We start from the raw sequence: 20,962 nt of genomic DNA, 5'->3' as shown, positions 1-20,962 counted from the left end.
ACGTTATCCTTTCGTCGCCTGTTGCAGCTTGCGCAGTGCAGAGGAGAGCTCTTCACTTGGACTTGCGTGCAATAGTGGCAATAGCACCATGCGAAGTTCCGGTAACATCACCAGATCAGCAAATAGCTGGTTGAACAGAACCTGATTTCCTGTTTGTGCCAAACGGGTTAAAAAGCGCTCTGCCGTTTGGCTATCGCTGAGCCAGTGCCAAGCACGACCAGCAATGCCAATTAACACTTCTTGGTGGCTTAATCGGGCACTGGATAAAATGGTCTCCAACAGCGGTTTTATCTCTGAGGGTTTCGCTCCTGCGAGGGCGCGGGCGTAAGCGGAAATCAGAAATAGATCTGGGTTGGGCTGCGAAAGGGCCGATTGGGTCAGGTCAATTAAACGAGCCGCCAGCTTGTCGGGTAGCTCAGTGTGTTCCAAAGCACCTAACAAGGCGTACAGTGGCTGACTGGGCAGATGAGCGAGCGCTTTTCGCACCAGTACGCCATTTTGCTCACGATCCAGCCGGGCGCAGAGATCGGTGATTCCTTGCAAACCCACCGTTTGCCAATTATCCCAGCCCAATGAGCCAGCGAAATAAGCCTGTGCATGTTCATAGTATTGGCTGGCGGGTAGATCGAGTTGGGCGCGAAGCTTGCTATGAAATACCGCCATTTTGTCGTCTGCCGGTTTGAAGGTGTAGGGGTTATTCGCTAGTTTTTGCTGCTGCTCTTCTGACATCTCTTGCGATAAGCGAGTGCCCATCGCCTCAATGATGTATTTGATGAAGTTGCCGATGTCTGCTTGTTTGAGCAAGCCGCGCTCATCGAGTTCAAACTTTAAAAACCACACCCACGGTTGTTTTTGTTCGTTCCAGTAGGCAATGGCTAAATGCGCTTTTCTCTGCAGCGGGTAAGGGTAGGCCGCCGCGCCTTGCTCTATTTGCGCGAAATCGTGATTGGTGATGGTTTTGATTCGGCGTCCCAAATCAAAGACGGTGTACTCGCAGTGGCTGTTTTTCAGCAACTGGGTAAGGGTATGAATGGTATCCATTAACACTGATGTCCTAACTTTCTTTCCCCATTAGATGGTATCATTCGCGGCTAATTCAAGGTGAGGATGGAAAGATTAATGACCAGTCGCACACTTTTACCCTCTTTATTGGTTGAGTTGCAGGCGGAACTGAAAACCGCCGCACTGTGGCAAGAACGCATGCCGCCCACCAAGGCATTGCAAAGTGTTGAACCTTTTTCGCTGGATACCTTGGCCCCAGAGCAGTGGTTACAGTGGATTTTTATCCCGCGTATGCAGGCGCTGCTCGAGGCACAAAGCGCGACGCCAACGGGATTTGCTATCACTCCTTATTTTGAGCAGGTGTGGCAAGCGCAGCCAGAGCACAATCGAGTGATTGCCGTACTAAGAAAAATTGATGAGGTAAGCCGTTAATGTTGGAGATTATTTATCAGGACGAGCACTTTGTGGCGGTTAACAAGCCCGCAGGCATGTTGGTGCATCGTAGTTGGCTGGATAAGCATGAGACGCAATTTGTCATGCAGACACTGCGTGATCAACTGGGTCAGCATGTGTTCCCGCTGCATCGTCTTGATCGTCCAACATCGGGGGTATTGATGTTTGCTTTGTCTTCTGAGGTGGCCTCGCAGGCGATGCCAATGTTTGCCGGACAAGCCATGGAGAAAACTTACCATGCGATTGTGCGCGGTTGGATTGAGGAAGGGGGCGAGCTTGATTACCCACTCAAAGTCGAGCTGGACAAAATTGCTGATAAGTTTGCCTCTCAAGAAAAAGAAGCGCAGGAAGCGATTACTCACTATCAGCCGCTGTGCCGTGTTGAGGTGCCTTATTCGACCGGAAAATTTCCCACTACGCGTTATTGCTTGATGGCATTAAAACCGAAAACAGGGCGCAAGCATCAACTGAGACGCCATATGGCGCACTTGCGTCATCCGATCGTCGGTGACACTACCCACGGTGATGGTAAGCACAACAAGCTGTTTCGCGAGGAATTTGCAGCGCCAAGGTTGTTATTGCACGCTTCAGAGCTGCGTTTTGTCCATCCGTTTACTCAGCAAGTGGTGGTGATTCGCGCGGGCGTTGACGCGGTGTGGAAGCAGTTATTTATTCGATTTGCATGGGATTTAGCTGTGCTTAGCTAGGCTCGGTGAGTCAAACAAGGGTTGAACAGTCAACCCTTGTTAGTAGCGGGTTACTTTAACTTCTCTAAGTCGGCTTCAATTTCAGCAATCTTGCTTGATACGACTTTTTCTAAGTGTTTGAGGTCGGTTAAGATTTTCTGCTTAATGTCGCTTTCGCTCTGCTTCGGCGGCTTGGTGATGCGATTTAACTCGTCAATCACCAACGTCAAATTACGGTTAATCTCCGTCACCTCTTTATATTGGTGACTGCCGCTATCCACTAGCACATTTTTTATCTGGCGCGGGTACTTAAACTTAACGCTCTTGGCGAACAGTTCCCCTTTTTGCTTGTGAAAATAGATCTTGAGTACGTCTTTGTGAGCTTCTTGACGCAGTGAGTAACGTTCAATTTGGTTTGGATCGTGAATACCTAATCCGGTGAGGTGTGGATACATAGGCGACCTCTGTTGATGTATGACTGACAAGCTTCAATGTAGCAGCCAGTGCATAGAGTAGATAGCTGATATCTCACCAAATTGTTTAACTTGTGGACAAGATCGCGCTCGCTTGAGGATGGACGCTTCCCACCGTGTATGCGACGGGAATCGTATGATTGCAACTGTTTAAGGTGCGAGCTCGGCAATATTTTGCACCAGTTTCTCGCGCAGCAATTGCTCCTGCTCTTCGTTCAGTCGACCACCCAAATCGCCGGTAAGAATAAATAAGTCTTCCGCTCGCTCGCCAATGGTGGTGATTTTCGCCCCGTGCAGATTAAAGCCCATGTCGGCAAAGGTCGCGCCAACCACAGCCAGTAACCCGGGAGTATCGAGTGCCACCAGTTCCATCAAGGTGCGTTTTTTACTCTTGGTCGGTAGAAAATCGACTTTGGTTTTGACTTTAAAATGTTGCAACTTGTGCGGTATGCGGCGGGTTTTGATCTTGGTCGGCCGTCCGTCAGTCAGTACATGCGTGAGATGTTTGACCACGGCTTTGTGGCGGGTTTCATCGACCGCCTCGCCGTTTTGATCCAGTACCATAAAAGTATCAAGTACATAGCCATCTTTGCTGCTCATGATTTGCGCGTCATGCACGTTGAAGTTGCGTCTATCCAACTCCGCCACCACAGTGGCAAACAGGGCGTGCTGATCTTTGGTATACACAAATACTTCCGTGCCGCCGCGGGTGGCTTTTTTACTCATCAGCACCAAGGGTTGCTCGGGGTCTTGCATACGTAAAATATGCTCGCAATGCCAAGCGATCTGCTGATGGGTGTGGCGTAAAAAGTAGTCCGCTTTGAAACGTTGCCACAGCACCTCGATTTCACGCGCATTGAAGCCTTCTTTGCGCAGCAAGGCCGAAGCGAGTTGTTGATTGTGACGAATACGCTCGCGCACATCGACGGGATTTTCCAATCCACGACGTAAAGCTCTTTGGGTGGAGTAAAACAGTTCGGCAAGCAGAGTACGCTTCCAACTGTTCCAAAGCTCAGGGTTGGTGGCGCAGATATCCGCGACCGTTAGGCACACCAAGTATTCCAAGCGTTCCTCATCGCGAACCTGTTTGGCGAATTCGGTGATCACGTCTGGGTCATAAATGTCACGACGCTGCGCGGTGACGGACATCAGTAGGTGATTACGTACTAACCAAGCGACCAATTTGGCCTCTGGTTTGGATAAGCCGTGTTCAATACAAAACTCGTAGGATTCGGTTTCACCAATTTCAGAGTGATCGCCACCGCGCCCTTTACCGATGTCGTGGAAAATTGCAGCGAGAATCAATAGCTCTTTTTTCTGTAGTCTCGGATAGATTTCACAGCAGATCGGGTGCTTTTCGTGATTTTTGGCGTAACCGAAGGTATTGATATGGTTAAGCAGGCGAATGCTGTGTTCATCCACGGTGTAAACGTGGAACAGGTCAAACTGCATCTGCCCGACGATCTGGCTCCACTGTGGTAAATAAGCGGCAAGCACGCCGAGTTTGTGCATTAAACTAAAGGCACGGTGCAGCGCGTTGGGGTGGCGCACCAGTTCCATGAACTTCTCTCTTGCTTCGGGCAGGGTATGGAGAAACTTGTTCAGGCGGCGTCTGGCGGTGCGCAGTTGGCGTAAGGTCGGAGGGCTGACACTATCAATGGTGGAGTCGTTGGCGATGTGCAAGAACATGTCGAGAATGGTTTCTGGACGGGCTTGGAACAAGGCTGGCTTACGCGCTTCAATCAAGCGTCCGCGGCGCTGAAAGTCTTCATCAATAATGATGGCAGGTTCTGTCTCGCCACCATTGATGATCGCTTGATCAAACAGTTTGAGCAGCATTTTATTGAGTTCAGCGACACGACGCAGCGTGCGGTAGAACTCTTTCATCATCATTTCTACGCCGCGATTGCCTTCGCCGTGAAAACCTAAATGTTCGGCTACTTGCGCCTGATGCGCAAATGTCAGGCGGTTGTCGTAACGTCTTAACTCAATGTGCAGGGCAAAGCGCACACGCCAGAGAAAGTCTTGGCACTCCACCAGTTCACGATATTCCGCATCGGTGAGAAAACCATAGCGGCTCATCTCAAGCAAAGAGGTGGCACCAAAATGGCGGCGCGCAACCCAACTGAGGGTATGAATATCACGTAGCCCGCCTGGGGTGGATTTGATGTCGGGTTCGAGATTGTAGGTGGTATCGTGGTAGCGGGCATGTCGCTCACGCTGTTCTTGGATTTTCGCTTGGTAAAAGGTTTCGCTCGGCCAGAAAGAGTCCGACAGGACGACCTTTTTCAACGCTTGAAAGGTGTTTTCACACCCACAAATTAGGCGTGCCTCTTGGAGGTTAGTGGCCACGGTGAGGTCTTCTCGGCCAACATTGGCACACTCTACAACCGTGCGCACTGCATGGCCCACTTCCAAGCGCAAGTCCCACAGCAGGGTGATGAACTCGCTCACTTTGCTTTCAAGTTCGCGAGGAAGCTTATGTTGGGACAGCACCAGAATATCGATATCCGATAAGGGATGGAGTTCGCCTCGTCCATATCCGCCAACGGCCACCAAAGCGATGTTGTGAATATTGGCAAAACCGTAGTAGCGCCACAAACGAGTCAGAAGAAGATCCATGTATTCCGCTCTGGCGAGGACCAGATCGGTGACCGAATGGTGGTTAAGAAAGGCGTGCTTTTGCGCTTCGGCAAACTGCTCGAGCTGGTTTTTTAAATCCGGCACCACCAGTTGTTCGTCACTGAAGGCTAAAGGAGAGTGAAAAGGCATACTGTGCTGTCCATGCAATCATAATCTGCAGGAGACTGTAACAGAGTTGCGGACGATAAAAAATATCCCCGCGAGGCGGGGATATTGAGAGATCAGACGTTTTTCATCAAACGTGGAATGGTTTCTTCGCTGCGTAAAGTGAGCACTTCACAGCCTTCTTTGGTCACTACAATGGTGTGTTCCCATTGCGCCGAATTTTTGCCATCGCCAGTGTAGACTGTCCAGTCGTCTTGTGCATCGACAGTACAACCAAACTTTCCTGCGTTAATCATAGGTTCAATAGTGAAACACATCCCTTCTTTGAGCACGCGGCGGTCACTGTTGCGATAGTGCACGACTTGAGGCTCTTCGTGGAACTCATCGCCAATGCCGTGACCACAGAAATCTTTGACAATAGAGAACTTGTTACGTGGATTGTTCTTGTTGTTGTCTTTAATGTATTTCTCAATCGCCGTGCCGATATCGCCAACCGTTGCGCCTGGTTTCACTTGACGCATTCCCACGTACAGCGCTTCTTGAGCAACCATACATAAACGTTTGTTGGCTGGTGAAACCTCACCGACTAGGAACATTTTCGATGTATCACCGTGGAAACCTTGTGGTCGAACAGAGAGATCCGCCTTTTCATCGTCAGGAACGATGACGGTAATATCGACGTTGAGGATGTCCCCGTTTTTTAGCACAGCAGGCTTTAACTGACCGTTACTGCCAATCTCATCTTTGCTGGCTGGAATACCGTGACAAACGATGTGATTGATGGAGGTACAAATGGATTTAGGAAAACCGTGGTAGTTCAAAGGGGCTGAATACGCGCCTTTTTCTGTCGCATAGTCGTGGCAAATCTGATTGAGCTCATCGGTGGTCACGCCCTCTTTAATATGAGGTTCGATCATTTCCAAAATTTCAGCGGCCAGCGCACCTGCAAGTCGCATGCGCTCAATCTGTTGTGCGGTTTTGATTTTAATTGACATTGGCTTTCTCTACTTAAATTTGCGAGCACGGTTATGTGCCGATGGCGTATTCTATCAGGAACAAATGAGAATGTGTATTTGTTGAACTGATGCATGAGAGGTTGATAAAGCCCTGCAGGATTTGCACCATGGAGTTCAGCTCTAGGGGTTGGCCAATTTTTTTTTTGCCATAGAGAGGCAAAATATGGTATAAAGCGCGCCGGAAATGAAGTCTGTTCTCTTCGAATTTGCGATTTACGTTCGGCGAAGCGGGTTTTTTCCACTAAACTTTTTTTATTAAATCACACACATTCCGACACATGTTCCGGGGTGCCCGCCATAAAGGTTAGGGTCGGATGCATGGGGGATGTGGAGGCCTAACCCCATAGAGGATTTTAAAATGGCAACTGTATCAATGCGCGACATGCTGAAAGCGGGTGTTCACTTCGGTCACCAAACTCGTTACTGGAACCCAAAAATGAAGCCATTCATTTTCGGCGCACGTAACCGCGTTCACATCATCAACCTAGAAAAAACGGTACCAATGTTCAACGAAGCACTAGCTGAGCTAGTAAAAGTTGGCGAGAAGAAAGGTAAAGTTCTTTTCGTAGGTACTAAACGCGCTGCATCTGAAGCTGTTAAAGAAGCTGCTATCGCTAGCAACCAGTACTACGTAAACAACCGTTGGTTGGGTGGTATGCTGACTAACTACAAAACTGTACGTCAGTCAATCAAGCGTCTGAAAGAGCTAGAAGTTCAATCAACTGATGGTACTTTCGACAAGCTAACTAAGAAAGAAGCTCTAATGCGCACTCGTGAAATGGAGAAGCTTGAGAAATCTCTTGGTGGTATCAAAGATATGGGCGGTCTACCAGACGCTTTATTCGTAATCGACGCTGATCACGAGCACATCGCAATCAAAGAAGCGAACAACCTGGGTATTCCAGTATACGCAGTAGTAGATACTAACTCTAGCCCAGACGGCGTTGACTACATCATCCCAGGCAACGACGACGCAATCCGTGCAGTTCAACTATACCTGAACGCAGCGGCAACTTCTCTTACTGAAGGCCGTAACAAAGACGTAGCAGCAGTAGCTGAAAAAGACGGTTTTGTAGAAGCTGAATAATAGCGGCTCTGTGTCACACTTGGCCTGTTTGCAACCTGTTTGTAGCACAGGCTAAGTTATAGTTAGCATCAGGGGCCGAAAAGTAGGCCCCTGATTTTTACCGTATCCAGAATTAACTGAGGAATAGAGAATGGCTGTTACTGCTGCTCTAGTAAAAGAACTGCGCGAACGTACTGGCGCAGGTATGATGGAATGTAAGAAGGCGCTTGTTGAGACTGACGGCGACATCGAACTAGCGATTGAAAACATGCGCAAATCTGGCGCTGCAAAAGCGGCTAAAAAAGCGGGCAACGTTGCAGCTGAAGGCGCAATCTTCATCAAAGACGAAAACGGTGTTGCAGTACTTCTTGAAGTTAACTGTCAAACTGACTTCGTTGCTAAAGATGGTAACTTCACTGCATTCGCAGACAAAGTTGCAGTTGAAGCGCTGGCATCTAAAGCGTCTATCGAAGAGCTACAAGCTAAATTCGAAGAAGAGCGTGTTGCTCTAGTTGCTAAGATCGGTGAAAACATCAACATCCGTCGCGTTCAGTACGCTCAAGGTACTGCAATTGCTTCTTACCGTCACGGCGAGAAAATCGGTGTTGTTGTTGCTGGTGAAGGCGACGCAGAAACTCTGAAACACATCGCAATGCACGTAGCAGCATCTCGTCCTGAGTACGTAAATCCAGAAGACGTACCAGCAGACGTAGTAGCGAAAGAGCGTGAAGTTCAAGTTGAAATCGCGATGAACGAAGGCAAGCCTAAAGAAATCGCTGAGAAGATGGTTGAAGGCCGCATGAAGAAATTCACTGGCGAAGTTTCACTAACTGGTCAGCCTTTCGTTATGGAACCAAAGAAAACTGTTGCTGAGATCCTAAAAGAGCGCGGCGCATCAGTTTCTACTTTCGTTCGTCTAGAAGTGGGTGAAGGCATCGAGAAAGCTGAAGGCCTAAGCTTCGCTGAAGAAGTAGCACTGGCTCAGAAAGGTTAATCCTTAGAGATTTGTGCAAAGATTAGACCGTGGCCATGGCTGCGGTCTTTTTACGAATAAACGGCCTATTTATTAGCCGTCATGAATTGGGATTGCTCACTGCCGATGTAAAGTCACAGTGGCCAAGCGAAAAATGAAATTGGTGTGCTAGACACTCAATCTCAACCCATGACTGTTAATCGACAACTCTCTTTTGGAAGGTAAACTCCATGACTACGAACCCAAAACCAGCGTATCAACGTATTCTGTTAAAACTGAGTGGTGAAGCTCTGCAAGGCTCTGAAGGTTTCGGTATTGATCCTGCAGTTTTGGATCGTATGGCGCAGGAAGTCAAAGAACTGGTTGAACTGGGTGTGCAAGTCGGCGTGGTGATCGGTGGCGGCAACCTATTCCGTGGTGCTGGCCTTGCTGAAGCGGGCATGAACCGCGTTGTGGGCGATCACATGGGTATGCTGGCAACGGTCATGAATGGCCTAGCGATGCGTGATGCACTGCACCGTGCGTACGTAAATGCACGAGTGATGTCTGCCATCCCACTGAAAGGGGTATGTGATGACTATAATTGGGCAGACGCGATTCGCGAACTGCGTCAAGGCCGCGTGGTGATTTTCTCTGCGGGTACGGGCAACCCATTCTTCACGACCGACTCTGCCGCGTGTTTGCGTGGTATCGAAATTGAGGCCGATGTGGTTCTCAAAGCAACGAAAGTGGATGGCGTATTCAGCGCAGACCCGGTAGCCAATCCAGACGCAGAGCTGTATGATAAACTGGCTTACGCCGATGTTCTTGATAAAGAACTAAAAGTGATGGATTTAGCCGCATTTACTCTGGCTCGCGATCACAAAATGCCTATCCGTGTATTTAATATGAATAAGCCAGGCGCTCTACGTCGCGTGGTGATGGGTGAAGCAGAAGGTACGCTGATTAGCTAGTAAACCTGAGTTGGCGTCATTCGTGTGTCGGATGGCGTTTCGCTTTACTGAACCCTTGTAAGCTTTCTTCAGGAAAGATGACATTTTTTAAGGTGAAACCGTGATTAACGAAATCAAAAAAGACGCGCAAGAGCGCATGGAAAAAAGTGTTGAAGCGCTGAAAAATACTTTGTCTAAAGTTCGTACGGGTCGTGCGCATCCAAGCCTACTTTCTGGCATTTCTGTCGATTATTACGGTGCTCCGACACCACTTAACCAAGTGGCTAACGTAGTTGCTGAAGACGCTCGTACTCTGGCGATCACTGTTTTTGATAGAGAACTGACGCAGAAAGTCGAAAAAGCGATCATGATGTCTGATCTGGGTCTAAACCCAATGTCAGCTGGCACCATCATCCGCGTTCCACTGCCACCGCTAACAGAAGAGCGCCGTCGTGACTTGGTTAAAATCGTTCGCGGTGAAGCGGAAGGTGGCCGTGTTGCGGTACGTAATATTCGTCGTGATGCCAACGGCGATCTGAAAGCGCTACTAAAAGATAAAGAGATCTCTGAAGATGAAGAGCGTAAAGCACAAGACGAGATTCAAAAGCTGACCGATGCCGCAGTGAAGAAGATCGATGATGTTCTTGCTGCTAAAGAAAAAGAGTTAATGGAAGTCTAATACTTTCGTTTACATCACTGTTGGAAAACGCTGTGCTCGCAGCACAGCGTTTTTTTGTGTTACCCTGTCCAACTGATGGAACTCGACTAATTCTCTATGCAAAATTCTCAACTCTTCGTGGAATCTCTTCCAAAGCATATTGCCATCATCATGGACGGTAATGGCCGCTGGGCCAAGTCCAAAGGTCAACCACGCGTTTTTGGTCATAAAAAAGGCGTTAGTGCAGTACGTAAAACCATCGCAGCGGCCTCTAAACTCAATATTCAAGCCATCACACTTTTTGCGTTCAGTAGTGAAAACTGGCGTCGTCCCGAAGACGAAGTCGGCTTACTGATGGAGCTTTTTATCACTGTGCTCTCCAGTGAAATAAAAAAGCTACATAAGAATAACTTACGTTTACGCATCATCGGCGATACCAGTCGCTTTAGCGAACGACTACAAAAGAAAATTGCCGAGGCGGAGACACTCACCGCAGGCAACACTGGGATGATGATTAATGTTGCCGCGAATTATGGCGGGAAGTGGGATATCGTTCAGGCGGTGCAAAAACTCGCACAACAGGTCGAGCAAGGAAAGCTCGCTGCCAGCGATATCGATGAGGACAAGATTGCTCAGCATCTGACGATGGCCGATTTACCGGATGTCGATCTTCTGATTCGCACCAGTGGTGAATGCCGCATCAGCAACTTTATGCTTTGGCAAATGGCCTACGCAGAAATGTACTTTACGCCGGTCTATTGGCCGGATTTCGGTGAAGATAGCCTCGTGGAGGCGATCACTTGGTTTGTCAATCGTGAGCGACGTTTTGGTTTCACTGGCGAACAAATCAAAGCCCTGATGAGTACACAATAAGGATCATTCAGTTTGAAACAAAGAATAATAACCGCACTCATTCTTGCACCTTTGGTCATTTTAGGGATTTTTCAGTTATCTCTGCCGTTATTTATCGTCGCGTTAACCTTAGTGCTACTCGCTGGTTTTTGGGAGTGGACACAATTTGTCGATGCAGGCTCTCGTGTGAAAGCAATGATCCCAGCAGTCATTGCCACCGTGGCAAGTTTTTTTCTCATCTCTCCCGAATCGGTCAGTCTTAACCATATTGGTTGGCCGCATCTGCTGATACTGAGTGCGGGCACAACATGGTGGCTCTATGCCAGTGTGCTTGCGATTACTTACCCCAAGTCGACACAAACATGGCAAGGCAGTAAGCCATTGCGCCATCTGTTTGGCTTTCTCACTCTGATCCCTTTTTTGTGGAGCGTGATCATTTTGCGCGCGAGTGAGATAGATACTTCTCCGTACCATGGTGCTAAGTTAGTGATGTTTGTCTGCTTGTTGGTCTGGGCTGCAGACAGCGGTGCCTACTTTGCTGGTAAAAGTATGGGTAAGCGTAAAATGGCGCCCAATGTGAGCCCTAACAAAACGATTGAGGGTTTAGTTGGTGGCATCATTACCGCGATCGTGGTCGGCTGGATTTTTTCCAAACTGTTTGACATCCACTTTGCCAGCCCGGTGCACATGATTCTGATTACCTTTGCCACAGTGGTGATTTCCGTACTGGGTGATTTGGTGGAAAGTATGTTTAAGCGCGAGTCTGGAATCAAAGACAGCAGCAATATGATCCCAGGTCATGGTGGAATTTTGGATCGCATTGACAGCTTAACAGCAGCGTTTCCTATCTTCGCCCTTCTTTATCTCTTGTTCTGATTTTTAAGGGGGAGATGAGGCATTTCCCCTTTGCTTCTTTATTCGGTCAACAGTTATGCAAAAGCTAACGATTCTTGGTGCAACAGGCTCAATTGGAGCCAGCACACTAAAAGTGGTGGAACAAAACCCAGAACACTTTGCTGTGGTCGCTCTAGCTGCGGGTTCCAATGTGGAAAAAATGCAGCAGCTTTGCGAAAAATGGCAACCACAGTATGCAGTAATGGCTTCGGCGGAAGCGGCGCAGCGTTTACAGCGCTTACTGGTCAGTTCGTCGCCTCAGACCCAGGTTTTAGCAGGGGAAGAAGCGATGTGTTACGTGGCATCGCTTGATGAAGTCGACTGCGCGATGGCTGCGATTGTCGGAGCTGCTGGTTTGTTGCCAACGATGGCTGCCGTTCAAGCGGGTAAGCGCATTCTGCTGGCCAATAAAGAAGCGCTGGTGATGTCTGGGCAACTCTTTATCGATGAAGTCGCTAAATCAGGCGCACAATTGCTACCAGTCGACAGTGAACACAATGCGATCTTTCAGTGTTTGCCACAGGCAGTGCAAACCAATTTGGGCCGCTGCGATCTCGCTATGCACGGCATTAACCACATTCTGCTCACGGGTTCTGGCGGCCCATTTCGTTATACCGATGTCGCAGCGTTAGAAAGCGTGACCCCTGAGCAGGCGATTGCACACCCTAACTGGTCTATGGGACGAAAAATTTCGGTCGATTCCGCCACCATGATGAACAAAGGGTTGGAATACATCGAGGCCAAATGGCTGTTTAATGCCAGCAAAGAGCAGCTTAAAGTGATCATTCACCCCCAATCAGTGATTCACTCCATGGTGCAGTACATCGATGGTTCGGTACTGGCGCAGATGGGAGAACCTGACATGGTGACCCCAATCGCGTTGACGCTATCCTATCCCGAGCGTATCCCCACTAATGTGAAACCACTGGATTTTAGCCAAGTTGGCGAGCTAACGTTCATTCAGCCCGATTTTGCCCGTTATCCTTGCCTCGAATTGGCGATGGATGCGTGCTACCTCGGCCAGCAGGCGACCACGGCGCTCAATGCCGCCAACGAAATCACTGTGCAAGCCTTCTTAGAGCATCAACTTAAATTTACAGACATTGCTCGTATTAACGAGCGAGTACTCAACCGCATTTGCCAACAGAGTTCAGCGCATCATGTGGATAACTTGGAAAGCTTGCTTGAGCTGGATAAAATAGCCAGAGCCTTTGCCGTTGAAGCCATTAGAGAGTGTGTACGATGACGGATATTGTATGGAATTTAGCCTCTTTTATTGTTGCCCTGGGCATTTTGGTGGCAGTGCATGAATTTGGCCATTTTTGGGTGGCACGTCGCTGTGGCGTGAAGGTGGAGAAGTTCTCCATTGGTTTTGGCAAATCAATTTGGAGTAAGACGGGCCAAGATGGCACCGAGTACAGTATTGCCATTATTCCACTCGGTGGCTATGTCAAAATGCTCGATGGCCGAGTCGATGAGATTGAGGAGGCAGAGAAACAGTTTGCGTTTGATCGCAAGCCGTTGTGGAAACGCGCAGCGATTGTCTCCGCTGGCCCAATCTTTAATTTCCTGTTTGCTATTTTTGCCTATTGGCTGGTTTTTTTGATTGGTGTACCCGCGGTTAAGCCGGTGATTGGTCAGGTAACCAGCAGTTCTATTGTCGCTCAGGCAGGAATTGAGCCAGGCATGGAACTTAAAGCGGTTTCCGGTATCAAAACACCCGATTGGGAATCAGTTAACATGCAGTTAATCTCTCATATTGGCGATTCCAGTATGACATTGACGGTGTCGCCAGCCGACGAGGTTGGCTTTGAGCGAACCCTTGTCGTCGATATCCGCAACTGGGAATTTGACCCAGAAAACGAGTCGGCGATGCAATCTCTTGGCTTTAGGCCTTACACCCCAGAGATAATGACCCGGTTGGCGAATGTATCTCAAGGGAGTGCGGGTGAGCGAGCAGGGCTACAAATCGGTGATAAGTTTATCTCGATAAATGGCCAAGCGATCACGGCTTGGGAACAAGTGGTGAATTGGGTGCGCAGCAATCCTGGCCAAACCCTTGAGGTTGAAGTGGAGCGCAATGGCACCACGCTACATCTCACCATCACGCCGGATATCCGAGAGATCAAAAGTGGTGAATCGATCGGTTTTGCAGGGATTGCTCCTGAAGTCGCACAATGGCCAGAAAGTTATCGCTTCGATTTGCAATTTGGTGTATTCGAGTCTTTCGGCAAAGCCGTAGAGAAAACGGGGCAGGTGATTGACTTGACGGTCAGTATGCTGAAAAAGCTGATCACGGGTGATGTGGGGCTGAATAATCTGAGTGGGCCGATTTCCATCGCTAAAGGCGCTGGAGCAACCGCCGATTACGGTTTGGTCTATTTTCTCGGCTTTTTGGCGCTGATCAGTGTCAACTTGGGCATTATTAACTTGGTGCCACTGCCGATGTTGGACGGTGGACACCTGCTGTTTTTCGCCATTGAAGCCGTCATCCGTCGTCCTGTTCCTGAAAAAGTGCAGGAAATGGGGTACCGTATCGGTGCGGCGGTGATTTTTTCGCTCATGGCGTTAGCCTTATTTAACGATTTTACGCGTCTGTGATGGTTCAGAGACAAAGAGCAGTAGCAAGGAACAATTAGAACAATTATGGCGATCAAGCAAATTCTGTTCGCAACATTATTGGCCACCAGCGTATCCGCGAACGGCGCCCAAAACTTTGTTGTACAAGACATTAAAATTGAAGGTTTACAACGTGTTGCACTGGGTGCGGCACTGCTGAAAATGCCAGTCCGTGTGGGTGACACGCTAGAACAGCAAGACGTCGCCGGCATCATTCGTGCGCTTTACGCTTCCGGCAACTTTGAGGATGTGAAAGTGCTGCGTGATGGCAATGTACTGGTTGTGCAAGTGAAAGAACGCCCAACTATTGCCAGCATCTCTTTTTCTGGCAACAAAGCGATCAAAGAAGAGCAACTTAAGCAAAACCTTGATGCGTCTGGCATTCGTGCTGGTGAAGCGCTCGATCGCACCACGTTAAGTAACATCGAAAAAGGGCTGGAGGATTTTTACTATAGCGTAGGTAAATACAACGCTTCGGTAAAAGCAGTCGTCACGCCCCTGCCTCGCAATCGCGCAGATCTGAAGTTTGTCTTCAGTGAAGGTGTGTCCGCCAAAATTCAGCAGATCAATTTTATCGGCAACGAAGTGTTTTCTGATGAAACCCTGTTGTCGCGTTTCAACTTGAACGTGGATGTGCCTTGGTGGAATTTCCTCGCTGACGAGAAGTACCAAAAGCAGGTGCTTGCAGGCGATATTGAAGCGCTGAGAACTTATTACTTGGATCGGGGTTATCTCAAGTTTGCCGTCGATTCCACCCAAGTTTCTATCTCTCCCGATAAAAAAGGCGTGTACATTACGTTGGGCCTTAAAGAAGGTGAGCCTTACTCAGTGAAAGAGGTGAACTTTCGTGGTGAACTGATCGGTAAAGAAGATGAGTTCAAAGCGCTAGTGCCATTTGAGTCGGGTGAAACCTACAACGGTTCTATGGTCACCACACTAGAAGAAAACATCAAACGCGTTTTAGGTGAAGCGGGCTACGCTTACCCGAAAGTCAGCACCATTCCTGAGTTCGATGACGAAAACAAGCAAGTCTCGCTGGTCATCCATGTTGAAGCGGGTAATCGAATCTATGTGCGTGACATTCGTTTTACCGGTAACAACTCGACACGTGACGAAGTGCTGCGACGCGAAATGCGCCAGATGGAAGGCAGCTGGCTCAACTCCAAAGCGATTGAAACGGGTAAGAGCCGATTGAACCGTCTTGGTTTCTTTGAAACCGTGGACGTGCAAACTGTGCGTGTTCCTGGCAGTGACGATCAGGTGGATTTGGTTTACAACGTCAAAGAGGCCAACTCAGGAAGCGTCAACTTTGGGGTGGGCTTTGGTACGGAATCTGGCGTCAGTTTCCAAGTCGGTCTACAGCAAGACAACTTCCTTGGTTCCGGTAATCGCGTTGGCATCAGTGCGATGACCAACAAGTACCAAAAGAATATCAGCTTAGATTATCGCGACCCTTACTGGAACCTAGATGGTGTCAGCTTAGGCGGGAAGGTTTTTTACAACGAATTTGAAGCGTCTGAAGCGGGTATCGTTGACTATACCAACCAAAGTTACGGTGCCAACTTAACTTGGGGCTTCCCATTTGATGAGCTCAACCGTTTCGAACTTGGTGTGGGCTATACCCATAACAAGATCGGTAACTTGTCGCCTTACCTGCAAGTTGAGCAGTTCCTGCAAGCGCAAGAGTCGAATATTGATTCGAGTGGAGCACTCAATACCAACGATTTTGACATTACACTGTCGTGGACGCGCAATAACCTCAACCGTACCTACTTCCCAACGGCGGGGAACCATCAGCGCGCGTTTTACAAAGTGACCGTTCCGGGCTCTGACGTGCAGTACTTTAAGATGCAGTACGACGTGAGACAGTATGTTCCATTGACCAAAAAGCACGAGTTTAGCCTGCTACTGCGTGGACGTTTAGGTTATGGTAACGGCTATGGCAAAACTGATGGCAACGACAACCTGTTCCCGTTTTATGAGAACTACTACGCAGGCGGCTTTACTACCTTGCGCGGTTTCGGCTCAAACTCGGCGGGGCCGAAAGCAGTCTATCGTGATTACAGCGGCTCAAATAACGGCTCTGATACCGCAACCGACGACTCGGTCGGCGGCAACGCCATTGCACTGGCGAGCATTGAGCTGATTGTCCCTACGCCATTTGCCTCGGACGAAGCACGCAGCCAAGTTCGTACTAGCCTGTTCTTTGATATGGCGAGTGTGTGGGATACCGAGTTTGATTACCGCAGTTCAGGTGCGGATTACGGTAACCAGTATTACTACGACTACTCAGATCCGACTCAGTACCGTTCATCCTATGGTGTGGCGTTGCAATGGATGTCACCGATGGGACCACTGGTCTTCTCCTTGGCTAAACCCGTTAAAATTTACGAAGGTGACGACGAAGAATTCTTCACTTTCACAATCGGCAGAACCTTCTAAACAGAGGATATAATTTTGAAAAACATGATCAAAGCGGCTGGAGTTAGCCTTCTACTTCTGAGTTCTTCTATGTTTGCCAATGCGGCACAAGCAGCACAAAAGGTTGGTTACATCAATACCGCTCAGGTATTTCAAGCTTTGCCGCAGCGTGAAGTCGTACTACAGAAATTACAGGAAGAGTTCAAAGATAAAGCGGCTGAGCTACAAGCGATCCAAGCGGAAGCAAAGATTAAAATTGAAAAATTGAAACGTGACGGTGAACTGCTTGGCCAAGAGGAAGTGGAAAAACTGCGCATTGAAATTGGCCAGCTCGACAGCAAATACAAAATCAAAGCACAGGCTTTAGAGCAGGCAAGCGCTCGCCGTGAAGCGGAAGAGAAGCAAAAGCTATTTAAAGTGATTCAGGATGCGGTGAAAGCCGTGGCTGAAAAAGAAGGCTATGATTTAGTGATTGATACCACAGCGCTTCAATATGGTAACCCTGAGTACAACATCTCAGAGAAAGTGATTAAAGCAATCAAATAGTAATCCTTATGATGACACTGACATTAGCTGAATTAGTAGCAATAACCGGGGGAGAGTTACACGGCGATGCAACGGCAACCGTATCGCAGGTAGCTCCAATGGATAAGGCGCAAGAAGGGGACGTGACCTTTCTGTCGAATCCGAAATATGCCAAACACTTAGCTGACTGCCGTGCCACGGTGGTCATGGTTAAAGCCGATCAACTCATGCATTGCAGTGGCAATGCGCTGGTGGTGAATGACCCTTACGTCGCTTTTGCAAAAGTGGCACAAGCATTAGACACCACACCAAAACCCGCGGAGGGCATCGCGCCGTCTGCGGTGATCGCGGCGGATGCTAATCTCGGGCAAAACGTTGCCGTTGGGGCCAACGCTGTGATTGAAAGCGGGGTTGAACTTGGCGATAACGTCATTATTGGTGCAGGCTGTTTTGTTGGCAAAAATGCCAAGTTAGGCAACAACACGAAGCTTTGGGCTAATGTCACTATTTATCATCAAGTACAAATCGGTACAGACTGCCTGATTCAATCGGGAGCGGTGATTGGCTCGGATGGTTTTGGCTATGCCAATGATAAGGGTGAGTGGATCAAAATTCCTCAGCTTGGCACTGTTCGCATTGGCAACCGGGTGGAGATCGGCGCTTGTACCACCATAGATCGCGGTGCGCTCGACGATACTGTGATTGAAGATAACGTCATCCTAGACAACCAGTTGCAAATCGCGCACAACGTGCACATCGGATATGGTACCGTAATGCCCGGTGGTACAATCGTCGCCGGCAGTACTAAGATTGGTAAGTACTGTGCTATTGGTGGCGCTTCCGTGATCAATGGGCATATTTCCATCGCCGACGGTGTCACCATTACTGGCATGGGCATGGTGATGCGCAGTATTGATGAAAAAGGCATGTACTCGTCTGGTATCCCGCTTCAAACCAACAAAGAGTGGCGTAAAACCGCCGCTCGTGTTCATCGCATTGATGAGATGAACAAACGTTTGAAAGCGGTTGAAAAGTGCCTTGGCGAGCAAGAGAAAGCAGAATAATTAAGTGATTTCTCTGTAAAGACTCGCGAACTGCGAGTCTTTTTCTTCTATAATGGCGCGCTATATATACAGTATTGATATAGGAATAAGACTTTGACTACTGAAAAGAGAACGATGAATATCACTGAAATTCAGGAGCTTTTACCTCATCGCTACCCATTCTTGATGATTGACCGTGTTATCGACTTCCAAGAAGAAAAATATCTTCACGCTATCAAGAACGTTTCGGTAAACGAACCTCAGTTTACAGGTCATTTTCCTCAACTTCCGGTTTTTCCAGGCGTGTTGATTCTGGAAGCCATGGCTCAGGCAACTGGCCTGCTGGCCTTTAAATCATTTGGCGCTCCGGCTGAAAATGAGCTTTACTACTTTGCTAGTGTAGATGGCGCCAAGTTCCGCAAGCCTGTTCTGCCAGGTGATCAACTGATCATTGAAGTGGAGTTCTTAAAAGAGCGTCGTGGTATTGCGGCTTTTACGGGTGTAGCGAAAGTCGACGGCGACGTGGTTTGCTCCGCAGAACTGAAGTGCGCGCGCAGAGAGTTTTAATATGATTGATGCAACGGCACAAATCCACCCAACCGCAGTGATCGAGGCTGGCGCTGTCATTGGCGCGAACGTCAAAATAGGTCCATTTTGCTACGTAGACAGTAAAGTGGAAATTGGTGAGGGCACTGAACTGCTCTCTCATGTGGTTGTGAAAGGCCCAACCAAAATTGGCAAAGACAACCGCATTTTTCAGTTTGCTTCGATTGGTGAAGCTTGCCAAGATCTCAAATACGCAGGTGAAGATACTCAACTGATTATCGGTGATCGCAACACCATCCGTGAAAGCGTGACCATGCATCGTGGCACGGTGCAGGACAAAGGCATCACCATTGTCGGCAGTGACAACCTGTTTATGATTAACGCCCACGTGGCGCACGATTGTGTGATTGGCGACCGTTGTATCTTCGCCAACAACGCGACGCTGGCTGGCCACGTTAAAATCGGCAATCAAGCCATCATCGGCGGTATGTCAGCGATTCACCAGTTCTGCCATATCGGCGATCACTGTATGCTGGGCGGTGGCTCTATTGTGGTACAGGATGTGCCACCATATGTGATGGCGCAAGGCAACCACTGTGCACCTTTCGGTATTAACGTTGAAGGGCTTAAGCGCCGTGGTTTCGAGAAGAAAGAGATCTTGGCGATTCGCCGTGCATACAAAGCGCTTTACCGCAGTGGTTTAACGCTCGAAGCGGCCAAAGAAGAGATCGCCAAAGATGTAGAGGAATTTCCAGCGGTGGCTCTGTTCCTTGATTTCTTGGAAAAGTCGCAGCGTGGCATTATTCGCTAATCACGCTTTGCTGCAATAATGATTAAAAGATCGCCGTCTGAGATGGCGGTCTTTTTGCGTTTTTAGCGTTCGATAAAAAGAAGGTGAGCAAACATGCTAAACAAGCCACTACGAATTGGTATCGTTGCGGGCGAACTGTCAGGAGATACCTTAGGTGAAGGCTTTATTCAAGCAGTGAAAGCGCGCTACCCGGATGCCGAGTTTGTCGGCATCGGCGGACCAAAAATGATCGCGCAAGGCTGTCAGTCACTATTCGACATGGAAGAGTTGGCGGTTATGGGCTTGGTGGAGGTTCTTGGCCGATTGCCACGTCTGCTCAAAGTGAAAGCTGAGCTAGTTCGCTACTTCACGCAAAATCCACCAGATGTGTTTGTTGGCATTGACGCGCCTGATTTTAACTTGAGCTTAGAGCTTGATCTCAAAAATGCAGGCATCAAAACTGTGCACTATGTCAGCCCATCCGTCTGGGCATGGCGTCAAAAACGCATCTTCAAGATAGAGGCTGCGACCAACCTAGTTCTTGCTTTTCTACCGTTTGAAAAGGCGTTTTACGACAAGTTCGATGTGCCTTGTGAGTTTATCGGCCACACCTTGGCGGATGCCATTCCTTTGCAATCTGAGCCAGCGGCAGCCAGAGCATTGCTTGGCCTTGAACAAGAGAAAAAGTGGCTGGCGGTACTTCCCGGCAGCCGTGGCAGTGAGCTGAAAATGTTAGCGCCGACCTTTATCGAAACCTGTAAATTGCTGCATCAGCAATATCCTGATCTCGGTTTTGTGGTGGCGCTCGTCAATCAAAAACGCCGCCAGCAGTTTGAGCAAGCATGGCAGCAATATGCGCCGGAGCTGGAGTTCAAGTTAGTCGATGACACCGCGCGCAATGTTATTACCGCCGCGGATGCCGTGATGTTGGCTTCGGGGACCGTTGCACTCGAATGCATGTTACTCAAACGGCCAATGGTGGTGGGTTACCGCGTGAACGCATTGACGGCCTTTTTAGCTAAACGTCTACTGAAAACGGAATATGTCTCACTGCCGAATATTTTAGCTGGTGAAGAGCTAGTCAAAGAATATTTGCAAGATGACTGTACGCCGCAAAATCTGTGTGCGGAAGTCTCGCGCTTACTTGAAGGCAACAACCAATCGATGCTGAACAAGTTTACCGAAATGCACCATTGGATTCGCAAAGACGCGGATCAGCAAGCCGCCAACGCGGTATTGAACCTGATTGAAAATAGAGATTAAAC

20 protein-coding genes are annotated in these 20,962 nt (G+C 48.7%); 16 read left to right on the top strand and 4 right to left on the bottom strand.

The genetic code is table 11. The features are described 5' to 3' along the window. Positions 1 to 3: 3 nt before the first annotated feature. A complete protein-coding gene (locus tag EA26_RS16875; protein ID WP_039430302.1) occupies positions 4 to 1,041 on the bottom strand; it encodes a DUF3549 family protein in 1,038 nt (345 codons plus the stop codon). Between the two features lie 78 nt (positions 1,042 to 1,119). On the opposite strand from EA26_RS16875, the gene EA26_RS16870 reads away from it, so the two are divergent. After that, entirely contained in the window at positions 1,120 to 1,434 is a 315-nt protein-coding gene (locus tag EA26_RS16870) for a YqcC family protein (RefSeq protein ID WP_039430301.1), read from the top strand. Then, the gene (gene truC, locus EA26_RS16865; RefSeq protein WP_039430300.1) at positions 1,434 to 2,162 is read left to right on the top strand and encodes a tRNA pseudouridine(65) synthase TruC; all 729 of its coding nucleotides are present in this window, start codon (positions 1,434 to 1,436) and stop codon (positions 2,160 to 2,162) included. Before EA26_RS16870 ends, truC begins: the two co-directional genes overlap by 1 nt. 50 nt (positions 2,163 to 2,212) lie before the next feature. Here truC and EA26_RS16860 read toward each other — a convergent pair whose 3' ends face one another. The 3 genes from EA26_RS16860 to map form a co-directional block, all read right to left on the bottom strand. Further along, positions 2,213 to 2,596, bottom strand: coding sequence for a DUF3461 family protein (locus EA26_RS16860; RefSeq protein ID WP_039430299.1), 384 nt, complete (start codon positions 2,594 to 2,596; stop codon positions 2,213 to 2,215). 168 nt (positions 2,597 to 2,764) lie between these two features. Beyond that, positions 2,765 to 5,386 carry a bifunctional uridylyltransferase/uridylyl-removing protein GlnD gene (glnD, locus tag EA26_RS16855; protein WP_039430298.1) on the bottom strand — a complete coding sequence of 874 codons (2,622 nt, stop codon included), beginning with the start codon at positions 5,384 to 5,386 and terminating at the stop codon, positions 2,765 to 2,767. Between the two features lie 92 nt (positions 5,387 to 5,478). Continuing rightward, positions 5,479 to 6,357, bottom strand: a complete 879-nt coding sequence (map, locus tag EA26_RS16850; RefSeq protein WP_039430297.1) for a type I methionyl aminopeptidase — start codon at positions 6,355 to 6,357, stop codon at positions 5,479 to 5,481. 379 nt (positions 6,358 to 6,736) lie between these two features. On the opposite strand from map, the gene rpsB reads away from it, so the two are divergent. The 14 genes from rpsB to lpxB all read left to right on the top strand — a co-directional run bounded on the left by rpsB (position 6,737) and on the right by lpxB (position 20,960). Further along, positions 6,737 to 7,465: a 30S ribosomal protein S2 gene (gene rpsB, locus EA26_RS16845; protein ID WP_039430295.1), complete on the top strand. Its 729-nt coding sequence runs from the start codon at positions 6,737 to 6,739 to the stop codon at positions 7,463 to 7,465. A 130-nt stretch (positions 7,466 to 7,595) separates the two neighbouring features. Continuing rightward, a complete protein-coding gene (gene tsf, locus EA26_RS16840) occupies positions 7,596 to 8,438 on the top strand; it encodes a translation elongation factor Ts (protein WP_039430293.1) in 843 nt (280 codons plus the stop codon). A 209-nt stretch (positions 8,439 to 8,647) separates the two neighbouring features. Then, complete coding sequence (gene pyrH / locus EA26_RS16835; protein ID WP_039430292.1) at positions 8,648 to 9,370, top strand: UMP kinase; 723 nt, start codon at positions 8,648 to 8,650, stop codon at positions 9,368 to 9,370. A gap of 100 nt (positions 9,371 to 9,470) precedes the next feature. Beyond that, positions 9,471 to 10,028, top strand: coding sequence for a ribosome recycling factor (gene frr, locus EA26_RS16830; protein WP_039430291.1), 558 nt, complete (start codon positions 9,471 to 9,473; stop codon positions 10,026 to 10,028). 96 nt (positions 10,029 to 10,124) lie between these two features. After that, complete coding sequence (gene uppS / locus EA26_RS16825) at positions 10,125 to 10,880, top strand: undecaprenyl pyrophosphate synthase (RefSeq protein ID WP_039430290.1); 756 nt, start codon at positions 10,125 to 10,127, stop codon at positions 10,878 to 10,880. Between the two features lie 12 nt (positions 10,881 to 10,892). Next, complete coding sequence (locus tag EA26_RS16820; protein ID WP_039430289.1) at positions 10,893 to 11,735, top strand: phosphatidate cytidylyltransferase; 843 nt, start codon at positions 10,893 to 10,895, stop codon at positions 11,733 to 11,735. A 55-nt stretch (positions 11,736 to 11,790) separates the two neighbouring features. Further along, positions 11,791 to 12,999 carry a 1-deoxy-D-xylulose-5-phosphate reductoisomerase gene (gene ispC, locus EA26_RS16815; RefSeq protein WP_039430288.1) on the top strand — a complete coding sequence of 403 codons (1,209 nt, stop codon included), beginning with the start codon at positions 11,791 to 11,793 and terminating at the stop codon, positions 12,997 to 12,999. Further along, positions 12,996 to 14,354: a sigma E protease regulator RseP gene (gene rseP / locus EA26_RS16810; RefSeq protein WP_039430286.1), complete on the top strand. Its 1,359-nt coding sequence runs from the start codon at positions 12,996 to 12,998 to the stop codon at positions 14,352 to 14,354. Before ispC ends, rseP begins: the two co-directional genes overlap by 4 nt. A gap of 45 nt (positions 14,355 to 14,399) precedes the next feature. Then, on the top strand, positions 14,400 to 16,814 hold the full coding sequence (bamA, locus tag EA26_RS16805) for an outer membrane protein assembly factor BamA (protein ID WP_039430284.1): 2,415 nt from the start codon (positions 14,400 to 14,402) through the stop codon (positions 16,812 to 16,814). Between the two features lie 15 nt (positions 16,815 to 16,829). Then, positions 16,830 to 17,339 carry an OmpH family outer membrane protein gene (locus EA26_RS16800; RefSeq protein WP_039430283.1) on the top strand — a complete coding sequence of 170 codons (510 nt, stop codon included), beginning with the start codon at positions 16,830 to 16,832 and terminating at the stop codon, positions 17,337 to 17,339. Between the two features lie 8 nt (positions 17,340 to 17,347). Then, positions 17,348 to 18,382: a UDP-3-O-(3-hydroxymyristoyl)glucosamine N-acyltransferase gene (lpxD, locus tag EA26_RS16795; RefSeq protein WP_039430281.1), complete on the top strand. Its 1,035-nt coding sequence runs from the start codon at positions 17,348 to 17,350 to the stop codon at positions 18,380 to 18,382. Positions 18,383 to 18,475: 93 nt separating this feature from the next. After that, positions 18,476 to 18,928: a 3-hydroxyacyl-ACP dehydratase FabZ gene (fabZ, locus tag EA26_RS16790; protein WP_039430280.1), complete on the top strand. Its 453-nt coding sequence runs from the start codon at positions 18,476 to 18,478 to the stop codon at positions 18,926 to 18,928. A 1-nt stretch (position 18,929) separates the two neighbouring features. Next, positions 18,930 to 19,718 (top strand): acyl-ACP--UDP-N-acetylglucosamine O-acyltransferase, encoded by a 789-nt coding sequence (lpxA, locus tag EA26_RS16785; protein WP_039430278.1) that lies wholly within the window; start codon positions 18,930 to 18,932, stop codon positions 19,716 to 19,718. Positions 19,719 to 19,811: 93 nt separating this feature from the next. Then, positions 19,812 to 20,960 carry a lipid-A-disaccharide synthase gene (lpxB, locus tag EA26_RS16780; protein WP_039430276.1) on the top strand — a complete coding sequence of 383 codons (1,149 nt, stop codon included), beginning with the start codon at positions 19,812 to 19,814 and terminating at the stop codon, positions 20,958 to 20,960. The last annotated feature ends 2 nt before the right edge of the window (positions 20,961 to 20,962 follow it).

This window comes from Vibrio navarrensis, assembly GCF_000764325.1.
Lineage (GTDB): Bacteria > Pseudomonadota > Gammaproteobacteria > Enterobacterales > Vibrionaceae > Vibrio > Vibrio navarrensis.
This window is presented reverse-complemented; position numbering and strand designations above follow the sequence as displayed.

Coding starts and splice junctions, on each gene's coding strand:
- lpxD (WP_039430281.1), top strand. CDS start 17,348: ATGATGACACTGACATTAGCTGAATTAGTAGCAATAACCGGGGGAGAG.
- EA26_RS16875 (WP_039430302.1), bottom strand. CDS start 1,041: ATGGATACCATTCATACCCTTACCCAGTTGCTGAAAAACAGCCACTGC.
- lpxA (WP_039430278.1), top strand. CDS start 18,930: ATGATTGATGCAACGGCACAAATCCACCCAACCGCAGTGATCGAGGCT.
- rseP (WP_039430286.1), top strand. CDS start 12,996: ATGACGGATATTGTATGGAATTTAGCCTCTTTTATTGTTGCCCTGGGC.
- uppS (WP_039430290.1), top strand. CDS start 10,125: ATGCAAAATTCTCAACTCTTCGTGGAATCTCTTCCAAAGCATATTGCC.
- ispC (WP_039430288.1), top strand. CDS start 11,791: ATGCAAAAGCTAACGATTCTTGGTGCAACAGGCTCAATTGGAGCCAGC.
- truC (WP_039430300.1), top strand. CDS start 1,434: ATGTTGGAGATTATTTATCAGGACGAGCACTTTGTGGCGGTTAACAAG.
- EA26_RS16860 (WP_039430299.1), bottom strand. CDS start 2,596: ATGTATCCACACCTCACCGGATTAGGTATTCACGATCCAAACCAAATT.
- bamA (WP_039430284.1), top strand. CDS start 14,400: ATGGCGATCAAGCAAATTCTGTTCGCAACATTATTGGCCACCAGCGTA.
- pyrH (WP_039430292.1), top strand. CDS start 8,648: ATGACTACGAACCCAAAACCAGCGTATCAACGTATTCTGTTAAAACTG.
- glnD (WP_039430298.1), bottom strand. CDS start 5,386: ATGCCTTTTCACTCTCCTTTAGCCTTCAGTGACGAACAACTGGTGGTG.
- map (WP_039430297.1), bottom strand. CDS start 6,357: ATGTCAATTAAAATCAAAACCGCACAACAGATTGAGCGCATGCGACTT.
- lpxB (WP_039430276.1), top strand. CDS start 19,812: ATGCTAAACAAGCCACTACGAATTGGTATCGTTGCGGGCGAACTGTCA.
- EA26_RS16870 (WP_039430301.1), top strand. CDS start 1,120: ATGACCAGTCGCACACTTTTACCCTCTTTATTGGTTGAGTTGCAGGCG.
- tsf (WP_039430293.1), top strand. CDS start 7,596: ATGGCTGTTACTGCTGCTCTAGTAAAAGAACTGCGCGAACGTACTGGC.
- rpsB (WP_039430295.1), top strand. CDS start 6,737: ATGGCAACTGTATCAATGCGCGACATGCTGAAAGCGGGTGTTCACTTC.